Consider the following 12,117-nt stretch of genomic DNA (forward strand, 5'->3'; position numbering starts at 1 on the left):
GATGTAGCTCCGTCTCGTGGGCTCGGAGATGTGTATAAGAGACAGCCTCGGTTCCCCGGCGATATCGTCGATCTTCGCTGCACCCCCCGGCCCGAAGTAGCCCCTCGTCTTGAGACGAATCTCCGTTACTCTTCGCAGTGGAGAGGGGACGGAAATTCGCGTATCGTAAATTCCCTCCGCAGCAGCTTCCGGGCAGTGAAGTGGCGCGCCTCATCCAGCCGGGACGGGGGAAGGGCTATGGCGAAACGTCCGCTATCCATCGCCATGACTACAGATATCGCGCTTGACAGGCACAGACCAACAGATCTCCAGAGCCTGACAGCTTTGAATGCTATTTCCCTTTATTTAAGGGAAATCAAAAGAGCATAAATTTGCCTCCCCCGAAAAGGGAGGCAAATTTTCATCTCCTGGTTCCCGACACCCGCAAATATTCTGGCTCTGAAAGAGGAGACCATCCGTCTTTACGGCAAACGGCCGGAGCATTGAGGTGCTTTTCAAGACCTGCAAGCCCTCTGCTGCGTCTGACAAAGGAGTGTCAGGCCATCAGCTATGACACGCCCTCGCGCGTAGGTGTCCGTGGTGTTCGCTCGTTACGTGATGCCGGCGCATCCGATCCGACCACGGCATGGCTTTATTTTTTGCCGGCAAATTCCCGGCCGAGCTTGTCCGTGACGAGGATGGCGTCGAACAGCTGCGCCGGGGTGACATCGCCAATCATGTTGTGGATGGATTCTCCGGCAGCACAGGCTTTTTCGGCGGCAAGCCCGACGCGTTCGGGGTCGGTAACACCCATCTCCGCCAGCGTGATGGGTAGGCCGACTTTCTGGCAGAAGCCCATGACTGTGCAGAACTCGTCGCGTCCCGCGCCTTCGAGGATCAGCTGCACGAGGGTGCCGAAGGCGACGACCTCGCCGTGCGTGCCCGTTAGCTCCTTTAGGGCGGTGAAGCCGTTGTAGACGGAGTGGGCCGCGGCTAGGCCGCCATTGTCGGCGCCGACACCGGAGAGGTAAGTGCTGGCCTCGATGATGGCCTCGACATCGGGAGTGAGAAGTTTCAGCTCGACGGCGGCTTTGGCGCGCTCGCCGTGCTCGAGCAGCGTCTCGTAGCAAAGCCGACACAAGGCCATGGCCGAGAAGGTAACACCGCCGTTCTCCAACGAGGGAGCCTTGGCCTTCTCGCACATGCGGGCCTCAAAATAGGTGCCCAGCGCGTCACCCATGCCGGAGACCAGGAAGCGCACGGGGGCCTGGCAGACAATCGAGGAATCGACGATGACGGCGTCGGGGTTGTTGGGGTAGAAGATGTAGTCCTTGAACGTGTGGTCGTCCTCATACAGCACGGACAGCCCGGTGCAGGGAGCGTCGGTCGCGCAGACGGTGGGGATGGAGACGACCTTTCGTCCCTCGTAATAGGCGGCCGGCTTGGCCGTGTCGATGGCGCTGCCGCCGCCGACGCCGGCGACCACGTCGATGTCCTCGTCGCGGATGATCTTGCGCATCCTTTCGATCTCGCCCACGGAGCTGACGCCGCCGAACACCTCGAAACGCAGTTTGATGTCCTTGCCGGCACAGCTCTTCTCAATCTTGGGGCGACATGCCTTTGCGCCGCTCTTCGAGCAGATGAACAGGAACGACTTTCCCATGTCCTTGACGATGTCGTAGAACTCGTTCAGAGCGTTCTCTCCCTGAACGTACTTGTGCGGGGCCCTCATCAACTTCAACATTGTTCTTTTCCCCCCTGTTTTCCGTAAAGATTCGGGGCGTAGCAATGCCGCGCCCCGTCATCGAAAAATCGAAAAGCGATAGTGATTTCTTATCTTACACCGGTAAGCCAACGCTCGGCATCAGTTGAGAGTCGGTGCGAATACCCTTTAATACAGGGCCCGGTAGGGCGCCTCGATCATCCGCATCAGAATGCCCAGGAACTCCGCCGCCGGAGCGCCGTCCACAATCCTGTGGTCGTGCGACAGCGACAGCGCCATCATCGGCCGGATGCGGACCTCCCCGTCTACAGCGGCCGGCATGTCCCTGGTGCGGCCGATGCCCAGAATGGCCGCCTGAGGCGGGTTGATGATCGGTGTAAAGTGCTCCGTCGACCGGTATCCGCCCAGGTTCGTCAGGGTAAAGGTCCCTCCGATGAAATCCATCTCCGTCAGGCGGTTTTCCCGCGCCCGCGCCGCCAGGTCCTTGATCTCCGCGCTGATCTCGCGGAGCCGTTTCTTGTTGGCGTCGCGCACGACGGGCACCACCAGGGCGTTTTCCAGCGCAATCGCTATCCCCATGTGGACGTTGCGGTAGATTTTAATCCCATCCGGCTCCATGAGCGAGTTGAAAATCCTCTTCTTCTCCAGGGCCCGGGCGACGAGCAAGACGAGAAGGTCCGTCACGGAGACCCTTTCGCCCTCCGGCAGCCCCTCGTTGATGGCCCGCCTCGCGGCCAGCAGTTCCGTCATGTCCACGCTGGCGTGATGGTCGACCTTCGGGACCTCCAGCCAGCTCCTCAGCATGTTCTCCCCGATGACCTGACGCAGCCCGGCGTAGGGCATGACCTCCAACACCTCAGGCTCGGCCGGGGCCGATGGAGCAGGGATGCCCTGCACCAAGGCCTTTTCCACGTCCTCGCGCACAATACTGCCGTTCGGCCCCGTACCCACGAGGCGCGACAGGTCGACGCCGTGTTGCTCGGCCAGCTTGCGGGCCACGGGTGTCGCCCTCGGCCTTTTCTCGCTGGAGCCCGGAACCGGGCCCGGCGCGGACACCGGCGCAGCGGGCTTCGCCGCCTCGGCGGCCGGTGCCGGTCCCACCGCGTCGGGAACGCTCTCGCCGGCCGCCCCAATATAGCCCATCACCCCACCCACGGGAAGCTGCGTGCCGACGGGAGCCGCGATCCTCAGAAGCACCCCCTCCACCGCGGCCTCGAGCACGTTTGTGATCTTGTCCGTCAACACCTCCGCGATCGCCTCGCCCTTTTTGACGAGATCGCCCTCTTTCTTGAGCCATTTACCTATCCTGCCGACCTTCATGGTGAGCCCCAGCTTGGGCATTGTGATCTCGGTTGCCATGGGTGACCTCCAGCACTCTTCGTTGTCGTTATAGATGAATCCCCAGCACGTCCGGCCGACTGAAGAAGCCGCCGGCAACGGCATTCCTGAGAGCCCGATCCGGGACTACCACGTTCGGGCCGTCCCGGTCCAAACGAATTTCCCCCCGATCCCCCTCCCGGAACTCCACCTCCCGCTCGCCGTCCAGGGCGACGATACAGGGGACGGGCACGATCTCCACGCTCTCTCCAAGCTTCATACGGCGCGAAGCGGACGTTCCGACCGGAAGCAGGAGCCCCGGGGCGATGGCGGCCACCCGGTCCCGCTTCGAGGGGTCCAGGACGATGGAGGCCCCCCAGGGGTCGTGGACGGTCACGGGGTCCAGCGTGCCCAACAGGGAGGCGATGCCGATATTATGGGGCTCACCGCGCGTCAGGACCGCCATGCACATGTCCTCCACCTCCCACATCGCGCGGGAGGCGACGAACGGGTTGTCCAGGACCACCGCATCGATCAGGGCGATGTCCGCGGGGATTCCGTTCCGAAACACCGTGAGGCGTTTTGCGCGGTACACGGCGTCCGGTCCGGCGCAGCCCCGTGCGACGACGCCGGCGGCAATCCCTGCGATCGTCCCCTCCAGAAAGAGGGGAAAAACGTTGTTCGTCCCCGTGGAGATGGGGAGCAGGGGGACGTCTCCGCAGCACTTGGCGACCATGCGATTCGTCCCATCGCCCCCCATCGTCACGATGCATGCCGCTCCGATCTCCGCAAGAGCAGCCGCAGCATTGCTGGAGTCGAGCTGAGTCGCTGTCAGCTCCATCTCCAGCGGCGCAACCTCCAGCCTCAGGGAGTCCTGGCTGCGCATGCCCTCGACCGCTTTTTCGACGATGCCGTAGTAGTCCGGCATGTAGAGCACGCGCCCGACCCCCGTTCCCGAAAGGGCGAGCAGCACCCTGCGGACGATATTCACCTTCTCCTGATTGTCGAAGACCGTACCGTAGGCGACCAGGCGACGAATATCCTTTCCGGAGGCCGGATTGGCGATGATCCCCACCGTCGTGGGCGCTGCCATCCGCGTATCCTGCCGGTCCGGGGCTCAGCCCCGGACCAGTTCCTTCGCCGCCGCGACGATACGCGCCTCGTCGGGAATCCAGAGCTTTTCCAGGACGGGGCTGAAGGGAATGGGGGTATCGGGAGCGGCGACGCGCTTGACGGGAGCATCCAGGAAGTTGAACCCCTCATCCGCAATGACGGCGGCGACCTCCCCGCCGAACCCTCCGGTCTTGACGGCCTCGTGCACCACCACCGCGCGTCCGGTCCTCTCCACGGAGCCCAGCAGGGTCTCCTTGTCAAGGGGCGTGAGGGTCCGCAGGTCCACGACCTCCGCATCGATGCCCTCCGCCGCCAGCATCTCGGCCGCGGCAAGGGACTTCGGCACCATGGCGGACCAGGCGATGAGGCTGACGTCCTTGCCGGAGCGCTTGATGTCCGCCTTGCCAATCGGGACGATGTACTCTCCCTCCGGGACGTCGCCCTGCACCCCCAGCATCAGCTTGTGCTCCAGGTAGACAACGGGATTGTCGTCGCGGACAGCGGCCTCCATGAGCCCCTTGGCGTCCGCCGGCGAGGCCGGCATGACGACCTTGATGCCCGGAATGTGAGTGAACCACGCCTCGTTGGACTGAGAGTGCTGGGCCGCGGCTGAGACACCCGCGCCGACGGGCGCACGGATCACCATCGGGATCTTCGTCTTTCCGCCGAACATGTAGCGCATCTTGGCCGCCTGGTTGTAGAGCTCGTCCAGGCAGACGCCCATGAAGTCGGCGAACATGATCTCCACGATCGGGCGCAGCCCCGTAGCGGCTGAGCCCACACCGAGCCCCATGATCGCCGTCTCGGTGACCGGCGTGTCCACGACGCGTTCCTTGCCGAACTCGTCCAGCAGGCCCGCCGTCACGCCAAAGCAGCCGCCGAAGATCCCCACATCCTCCCCTGCCAGAAACACATTGGGGTCCCTGCGCATCTCCATGCGGATGCCGTCCCTTATCGCTTCGCTGCAACTCATCTGAGCCATCGTTTTCACCCCTCCCTTTCGGAACGCGCTCAGGCCAGCACGTCGGTGAGCAGCTCGCTCGGCTCGGGGTCGGCGCCGCTCTCCGCAAACCGGACCGCGGCCTCGACCTTCTGAACGATCTCCTTCCGCATGGACTCGAGCTCGTCCCCGGACGCGTACTTCAGCTCCTCCAGGCGCTTCTCGAGACGCGGCAACGGGTCCTTGGCGACCCAGCTCTTCTGCTCCTCGGGATCCTTGTACTTCCCGGGATCACCCTCGAAATGGCCACGCTGACGCCAGGTCTTGCACTCGATCAGGCTCGGCCCATCGCCCTTCCGGGCATTTTCGATCGCCGCACTCGCCGCCTCGTAGACGGCCATGACGTCGTTGCCGTCCACACTCGCACCCGGTATGCCGTATCCCTCGGCCCGGTCCGCGATGTCGTTGATGTTCATGCCCGCCTTCTGATAGTTGGAGATGCCGTACATGTTGTTCTCGCAGACGAAGACGACCGGCAGTTTGTGGATGGAGGCGAAGTTGATCCCTTCGTGGAACGTCCCCCGGTTCGAGGCTGCGTCCCCGAAGAAGCAGACCACCACGTCGCCGGTCTTACGGTATTTGCAGGAGAACGCCGCGCCGACGGCGATCGGGAACCCCGCCCCCACGATTCCGTTGGCCCCGAGGATACCCAGGTTCACGTCGGCGATGTGCATGGATCCCCCCTTGCCCTTGCAGTAACCCGAGGCCTTCCCGAAGACTTCGGCCATCATCAGGTTGACGTCGCCCCCCTTGGCCAGCAGGTGTCCATGCCCGCGGTGGGTGCTGGTGATGTAGTCGCTCTCCTTCAGATTGGCGCATACCCCCGTGGCGACGGCCTCCTCCCCCACGTAGAGGTGGACGAAGCCCGGGATCCTTCCGGCCGCGAAGAGCTCGGCCGCCTTCAGTTCGAAGGAACGAATCATGAACATCGTCCTGTACATGTCCAGGAGTTTCTCTTTCGTGACCTTCATGCCCTTACCTCCTTAATCTGTCATTCACCTCGAACCCTGCCATTCACTCCACGCAGACGGTCAGGGACACCAGCGCCACCACGATGGAGCTGCCCTCTCCCAGCTGGGGGAGCTGGATCCCCTCCGCGACCATCCCTCCCTCCCGAACCTCGAGCTCCACCCTGCCGAAGGGAACCGACCCGGCCACCCGTTCCCTGTCCAGCCGCTCCGGCGTGGGGCAGCACACCTTCAGGTGAATGAACATGTCCTCCGGACGCTTCAATCCGGCCACCTCGAAGAGGCCGCAAAGGCAGCTTCTGGACACGGCATCGCGCACCGCCCGCATCGCCGCCTTCGTGACATCCCCCCCATGAAGATCCGACCCCATACCCAGCTCCACAATGAAACGCCTCATTGGCGTACCCCCCTGCCTCAATATTGAATCTATTTTTAAGCGACGAAAATACCCTACAATAGTTATGACTCTGGTTACGATTTTGGAAAAGATTTGCACGAAGTTATAGCATATTTTTTATCTTTATGCTATATTTTATACCGTAGGGGTTGAAAAATCAATGGGGGCACGAAGCAATATCATAAAAAATAACATACTAATAGAAAGAATATCATTTGAACAGGATGGGCAAGGCAAAACGAAGGGGACGGCGGCGTCCAACGAAGGATTCGAGTACGGCTCCCTCGAGTGGTGGCACGAGACGGTGGACATCGAGAAGCTGGATGAGCTCCTGCGAAGTTTTGCCCGTCTCTTCCAAGTGGGCGTTTGCCTGCTGACTCCGAAGGGGCGGAAGGTCATCTTGGTGAGCGTCTCGGAGTTCTGCGACTACGTGCACTCGATACGCAAGGGAAAGGCCATCTGCGACGCGTGCGACAAAAGGGCCCTGCGGACCTCGCTGAAACAGGGGGACATTCATATTTACACCTGTTCCAACGGCCTCACCGATCTGTGCGCCCCCCTTCATATCAACGGCCGCCTCGCGGGCTTTCTGGCCTCGGGGCAGGTCCAGCCCGGGCTCACCGGCGACGCGGAGCTCAAGGCCATCTCGAGACGGTGGACCTTTGTGAGAAACGACGAGGAGCGCGCTTTCCTGATGGAAAAGTATCGACAACTCCCCGTCATGGATGAGGCGGAGCTGAAACGTGCGCTCGAGATCATGCGCCTGCTCTCCACCCAGATCGTCGAACTGTGCGAGATCAACTTGGCCCGGCAGAAGATCCTGGAACAGAGCCTTCTGCTCTCCCAGCAAAGACAAAAGAGCGCGGGCATGGAGCACGCGCTTCACCGCGCCCAACTGAAGGCTCTGAGGAGCCAGATCAACCCTCACTTCCTCTTCAACAGCCTGAACTGCATCGCGCGCCTCGCCCTGTTCGAGGCGGCGGAGAGGACGGTGGAGATGACCGAGCAGCTCGCGGACTATCTGCGCTACACACTGCAGGAACAGGGAGAACACGGATTGGTCTCTCTCGGCGAGGAGCTCCAGTGCGTGCGCAGCTATCTTGCCATATACCGTGTGCGGTTTGGAGACCGCCTCTCCTTCTTCATCAAGGAAGATCCGGAGGTCCGGGAGTGCTTGGTGCCCTTCATGCTGATCCAGCCCTTGGCGGAGAACGCCCTGATCCATGGGCTCGAACCTTCGCTTCGGGAGGGCAGGCTCTTGCTGACAGCGAAAAAAGACGGGGATGCCATTCACGTCGTCCTGAGGGACAACGGGGTTGGGTTCAAGGCGAGCGGCTTTCGGGAGGGGATGGGGTTGGCGAACGTCCGAAAGCGGCTGAGCCTCTACTATGGGGAGTCCGCCTCCCTGGACGTCCGAAGCGTCCCTTGTGGAGGAACCCGTGTCGAGCTGCGTCTCCCGGAGAGGCCGGTGAACCTTCCATGATCCCGGAGACCGCGCCGCTCGATGCCGAGCTCCACGGCATTCCTCCTCTGAGGGCGCTCGTCGTCGAGGACGAGAAGCTGGAGCGCGATGCCCTGGTCTTACTGCTTCACCGCTTTTTCCCGGGGCTCGAGATAGAGGAGGCGGGAAGCGTCCCGGAATTCGAGCGACTTGCCCGGGAATATTCTCCGGACATCGTGTTGCTGGACATCAACCTTCCCGGAGGGAACGGAATGCTGGCCCTGGAGGAACTGCGCGGTGAAGGGCTCGGCGCCCAGGTCATGGTCGTCACGGCCCACAACACCCTTGCCAACCTGAACCGGGCCCTTGAGGACGAGGTCGTCACCCTCCTCCTCAAGCCGGTGAGGGCCCAGGCGCTGCGGGAGGCCGTGGAGAAGTGCATCCGTCGTCGGGAGGAGGAGATTCACCGGACTGCGCGCATCGAGGCGCTGGAACGGGGGCTCAGGGAGGCGCTCGAGGAACTGGCGGAGCGCAGGGGCCTCCCCTCCCCACCCCCTGGAATACGGGACGATGCGGTGTGCTCCCCCGTGCGGAGGGCTATGGCATTCATCCGGGAGGCGCCCGGCAAGGCCTCCCTGGAGGAGACGGCGAAACACGTCGGGGTCAGCCCGGGGCACCTCAGCCGCCTGTTCCGGGAGGAGGGCGTCCGTTTCATGGACATCCTGAAGGACGCCAGAATGCAGCGGGCTCGCGATCTCCTCCTCTCGGGGGCCTCGATACGGCAGGCCGCCCGGGAATCGGGGTATGGCAACATCGCTTACTTCGGTCTCGCCTTCAAGAGGGCCTTCGGGGTCACTCCGGGGGCATTGCAGAGAGGGTCCGCGCCACCGGAGGAGGATTCGTCCGAGGAGGGCGTCGGCTCCTGAACGGGGCATCCGAATTCACACAGTAAGGGAGGAAGGATTATGGCGGAAGGGTCGAAGAGGGTCGTAGTCATAGGCGGAGGGACCGGGGGGTACGTCGCCGCACTGCGCGCCGCGCAGCTGGGGGCCTCCGTCATCCTCGTGGAGAAGAACGCCCTGGGAGGGACATGCCTCAACAGGGGCTGCATTCCGACCAAGGTCCTGCTCCACACGGCGGAGCTGGCCTCTGCCGCCCGAGAGGGGGAACCCCTCGGGCTCTTCGTCAAGGAGGCCCGCGTCGATTGGAGTGTGTTGATGCGGCATAAGGAGGAGGTTGTCGCACGCCTCGTCGAGGGGGTCGGCTTCCTTCTGGGGGCCAATGGGGTGGAGGTCGTCCAGGGGAATGCGGTCTTCCGCTCTCCCGGGGAGGTCGCCGTCACGCAGGAGGACGGCACGGTGCGGCCTCTGTCGGCCGATGCCTTCATCGTCGCCACGGGCTCCGTCCCCGCGCTGCCGCCCGTTCCCGGGTTCGACCTGCCCGGAATCCTCACCAGCGACGGAGTCCTGGGGCTGGAGATGTTGCCTAAGTCCATCCTGCTCGTCGGAGGCGGGGTCATCGGCATCGAGTTCGCCTCCATTTTCTCCGCCCTGGGCGTCGAGGTCACCGTCGTCGAGATGCTGCCGGAGATACTGCCAAACCTGGACGTCGAGCTCGTGGGGTACCTCAGGCAAATACTGGAGGCCCGTGGCATCCGCTTCCTGACCTCCGCGACGGTCAAATCGGTCCGCGCCTTGGGCAGTGGGTACGCGACGGCCGTCACGGCGGGCGTGGAGGAGGAGATCGTCACGGAGAAGGTCTTCGTCTGCACGGGACGCCGTCCCTTCACCCAGGGACTCGGGCTCGAGGAGATCGGGGTCCGGACCGATCGGGGGCGGATTGCGGTCGACGAGCGGATGAGGACCAGCGTGCCCGGCATCCACGCCATAGGGGACTGTGCCTCACCCATCATGCTGGCACATGTCGCCTCGGCCGAGGGCGAGGTCGCCGCGGAGGCCATCATGGGGCTCAGGGCGGCCATGGACTACCGTGTGGTCCCGAGCGCCGTTTACACCGCGCCCGAGTTCGCGGGAGTGGGCCGTACGGAGGAGGAGCTGACGCGGTCCGGTCGGGACTTCACCGTAGGACGCTTCCCCATGAACTCCAACGCCAAAGCCCTGATCGCGGGGATGCCCGACGGAATGGTCAAGGTTATCTCGGACAGGGAAACGGGCGAGATCCTGGGCATGCACGTCCTGGGTCCCAGGGCCACGGACCTGATCGCGGAGGGCGCGCTTGCCATGAGGTCCGAGCTGACCGTCGACGAGATCGTCGCCACGATCCACGCACACCCCACCCTCGGCGAGGCGGTCAGGGAGGCATCGCTGGACGTCTTGGACAGGGCTCTGCACCTGCCACCGAAGGGATAGAAGGGGAGAGAAAAAGGAGGCCTGTATCCACATTCAAGGATCCTGAAGGATAAGGTAGAAAAATTATCTCAAGACAAAGAAAGGAAGGGATTTCTCATGAGCGTCCAGATAGACCTGAAAGGAAAAACAGCGTTGCTGACGGGCGGCGGACGTGGCCTGGGCAAGGCGATAGCGGAGGTGTTGGCCAGGGCGGGAGCTAACGTCTTCATCGGCAACCGGAAGGAAGCCGAGGGCAAAGGAGTCGTTGATGAGCTCCTCGAACTGGGCGTCAAGGCCGGGTTCAAGAAGGTGGACGTCTCCGTCGGCGCCGAGGTAGAGGAGTTCTTCGAAGCCGGAGAGGCTTTTGCGGACGGAAAAATCGATTTCGCCATCAACAACGCCGGGGTCATCGAGACAACCTCGTTCCTGGAGCTGGATGGGGAGGCTGCCAAGCGGGTCTACGACATCAACGTCATCGGGCTCTCCAACGTGGTTCGCTGCGCCCTGAAGAAGATGATCGCCCGGCGGGAGGGACGTATCGTCACGGTCTCCTCCATCGCGGGAGTCGCCCAGCTCGGAATGCTGGAACACTACAGCGCCACGAAGGCGGCCGTCGTGTCCCTGACCCGAAACCTCGCAAAAGTTGCCGCTCCCCATCATATCAACGTCAACTCCGTCGCCCCGGGAATCATCCGAACGAAGATGTGGGAGGAGATCCTGGATTCCATGACGGGCGGCTCCACCGAGACCGGCAGCCGCAACAGCACCTTCGACGACTGCGTCAGGAAGATGATCCCCTTTGGCGTTCCTCAGACGGAGGAGGACATCGCCAACGCGGTTCTCTTCCTGTGCAGCCATCTGTCCAGGGAGATCACAGGACAGGTGATTGCCGTGGACGGCGGGACGACGGCTTAGCGTCGGGCCTGCCGGATTTTCGTTACCCCTGAAATCCGGGCCCCCGCCTTCGTCTCTCCATTCTTTCCCAGCGGGACCTCCCCCGAAAAGCATGCCGGAATGCCTCAGGCGTCAGGCCAGGAATGGGTGGAGCCGGATGGACGAATGCACGAGTCGGAGGCGGGGTCTCGTGAGTTCAGGGAAAGCCGGAAGGCCCCGGCCGCGCTCGGGGACGAGACGGGCGGAGGCCGGAACGGGATAAGGCCCGCCGGTCACCACACCTTCATGTTGAACTTCATGCAGATCACAAGGCCGCCTTTCATGGCGCTCCGGTCCAGGATGATCAACTCCCTGCCCGACTGTTTGGCCATCTCGTCAAGCATCCCCAGGGTCGCGTCGTCCTCGTCCGTCAGGTCGAAGCCCACCAGCCACTGACCGTCCTCGAGGACATACAAATGGTAGGTTTCGTCGAGGGCCGGAGGGGAGTCCATCAGGTAGTTGAGGTATTCGCCCAGTAAGTTCCTGCAAGCCAGGGGGTCGCGGTTGACCCTCTCGCGAAAGCGTTCGGGGTCATCCAATATGGAACCCGTCTCGTCGGCATAATACATGACCGCGGCAGATTTCATGTTTCGCAGGAGGGAGAGGATCCGGCGGGCCCTCTCGGCGGACTGCATGCCGACGGCCGGCTTCTGCGCACCTCCGGCGGCACGCGGCAGCAGCGGGCTGAACGAAAGAAAACACAACAGAAAAACGAGCGTCGTCGCTTTGGTTCTCACGATCGAATCCCTCCCCGGCAATATTCCGTTTTTTCCTTGATCTCATGCTTTCTCCAGCATAACACAACCCGCCGCCGAGGACGAAATCTTTTGCGGTACGAACTTTCGCCCCCGAAGCTGTCTCTTATACACATCTGACGCTGCCGACGACTAGTCGAGTG

General features: G+C 62.7%; 11 protein-coding genes. 4 read left to right on the forward strand and 7 right to left on the reverse strand.

Annotated elements, in window-relative coordinates; genetic code table 11:
• Positions 1-631: 631 nt before the first annotated feature.
• From ABLA28_RS07780 to ABLA28_RS07805, 6 genes are all read right to left on the reverse strand, one after another.
• Positions 632-1,723 (reverse strand): glycerol dehydrogenase, encoded by a 1,092-nt coding sequence (locus tag ABLA28_RS07780; RefSeq protein WP_347713176.1) that lies wholly within the window; start codon positions 1,721-1,723, stop codon positions 632-634.
• A 147-nt stretch (positions 1,724-1,870) separates the two neighbouring features.
• Complete coding sequence (locus ABLA28_RS07785) at positions 1,871-3,061, reverse strand: dihydrolipoamide acetyltransferase family protein (RefSeq protein ID WP_347713177.1); 1,191 nt, start codon at positions 3,059-3,061, stop codon at positions 1,871-1,873.
• 28 nt (positions 3,062-3,089) lie between these two features.
• Positions 3,090-4,112, reverse strand: coding sequence for an NAD(+)/NADH kinase (locus ABLA28_RS07790; protein ID WP_347713178.1), 1,023 nt, complete (start codon positions 4,110-4,112; stop codon positions 3,090-3,092).
• 24 nt (positions 4,113-4,136) lie between these two features.
• Positions 4,137-5,114, reverse strand: a complete 978-nt coding sequence (locus ABLA28_RS07795) for an alpha-ketoacid dehydrogenase subunit beta (protein WP_347713179.1) — start codon at positions 5,112-5,114, stop codon at positions 4,137-4,139.
• Positions 5,115-5,143: 29 nt separating this feature from the next.
• The gene (locus ABLA28_RS07800; protein ID WP_314716723.1) at positions 5,144-6,103 is read right to left on the reverse strand and encodes a thiamine pyrophosphate-dependent dehydrogenase E1 component subunit alpha; all 960 of its coding nucleotides are present in this window, start codon (positions 6,101-6,103) and stop codon (positions 5,144-5,146) included.
• 43 nt (positions 6,104-6,146) lie between these two features.
• Complete coding sequence (locus tag ABLA28_RS07805) at positions 6,147-6,497, reverse strand: Lin0512 family protein (RefSeq protein ID WP_299300190.1); 351 nt, start codon at positions 6,495-6,497, stop codon at positions 6,147-6,149.
• Between the two features lie 304 nt (positions 6,498-6,801).
• On the opposite strand from ABLA28_RS07805, the gene ABLA28_RS07810 reads away from it, so the two are divergent.
• The 4 genes from ABLA28_RS07810 to ABLA28_RS07825 all read left to right on the forward strand — a co-directional run bounded on the left by ABLA28_RS07810 (position 6,802) and on the right by ABLA28_RS07825 (position 11,201).
• Positions 6,802-7,980: a PocR ligand-binding domain-containing protein gene (locus ABLA28_RS07810; RefSeq protein WP_347713180.1), complete on the forward strand. Its 1,179-nt coding sequence runs from the start codon at positions 6,802-6,804 to the stop codon at positions 7,978-7,980.
• Entirely contained in the window at positions 7,977-8,864 is an 888-nt protein-coding gene (locus tag ABLA28_RS07815) for a response regulator (RefSeq protein ID WP_347713181.1), read from the forward strand. Before ABLA28_RS07810 ends, ABLA28_RS07815 begins: the two co-directional genes overlap by 4 nt.
• Before the next feature lie 39 nt (positions 8,865-8,903).
• On the forward strand, positions 8,904-10,307 hold the full coding sequence (gene lpdA, locus ABLA28_RS07820; protein ID WP_347713182.1) for a dihydrolipoyl dehydrogenase: 1,404 nt from the start codon (positions 8,904-8,906) through the stop codon (positions 10,305-10,307).
• Between the two features lie 96 nt (positions 10,308-10,403).
• Entirely contained in the window at positions 10,404-11,201 is a 798-nt protein-coding gene (locus ABLA28_RS07825; protein WP_347713183.1) for an SDR family NAD(P)-dependent oxidoreductase, read from the forward strand.
• Between the two features lie 251 nt (positions 11,202-11,452).
• On the opposite strand, the gene ABLA28_RS07830 is transcribed toward ABLA28_RS07825, so the two are convergent.
• Entirely contained in the window at positions 11,453-11,956 is a 504-nt protein-coding gene (locus ABLA28_RS07830; RefSeq protein ID WP_347713184.1) for a hypothetical protein, read from the reverse strand.
• Between the last annotated feature and the right edge of the window lie 161 nt (positions 11,957-12,117).

It is taken from the genome of uncultured Fretibacterium sp. (assembly GCF_963544685.1).
Taxonomy (GTDB): Bacteria; Synergistota; Synergistia; order Synergistales; family Aminobacteriaceae; genus CAJPSE01.

What these genes read in the sequence shown, in the direction of transcription:
- ABLA28_RS07780 (WP_347713176.1), bottom strand. Translation starts at nt 1,723, where the DNA reads ATGTTGAAGTTGATGAGGGCCCCGCACAAGTACGTTCAGGGAGAGAAC.
- ABLA28_RS07785 (WP_347713177.1), bottom strand. Translation starts at nt 3,061, where the DNA reads ATGGCAACCGAGATCACAATGCCCAAGCTGGGGCTCACCATGAAGGTC.
- ABLA28_RS07790 (WP_347713178.1), bottom strand. Translation starts at nt 4,112, where the DNA reads ATGGCAGCGCCCACGACGGTGGGGATCATCGCCAATCCGGCCTCCGGA.
- ABLA28_RS07795 (WP_347713179.1), bottom strand. Translation starts at nt 5,114, where the DNA reads ATGGCTCAGATGAGTTGCAGCGAAGCGATAAGGGACGGCATCCGCATG.
- ABLA28_RS07800 (WP_314716723.1), bottom strand. Translation starts at nt 6,103, where the DNA reads ATGAAGGTCACGAAAGAGAAACTCCTGGACATGTACAGGACGATGTTC.
- ABLA28_RS07805 (WP_299300190.1), bottom strand. Translation starts at nt 6,497, where the DNA reads ATGAGGCGTTTCATTGTGGAGCTGGGTATGGGGTCGGATCTTCATGGG.
- ABLA28_RS07815 (WP_347713181.1), top strand. Translation starts at nt 7,977, where the DNA reads ATGATCCCGGAGACCGCGCCGCTCGATGCCGAGCTCCACGGCATTCCT.
- lpdA (WP_347713182.1), top strand. Translation starts at nt 8,904, where the DNA reads ATGGCGGAAGGGTCGAAGAGGGTCGTAGTCATAGGCGGAGGGACCGGG.
- ABLA28_RS07825 (WP_347713183.1), top strand. Translation starts at nt 10,404, where the DNA reads ATGAGCGTCCAGATAGACCTGAAAGGAAAAACAGCGTTGCTGACGGGC.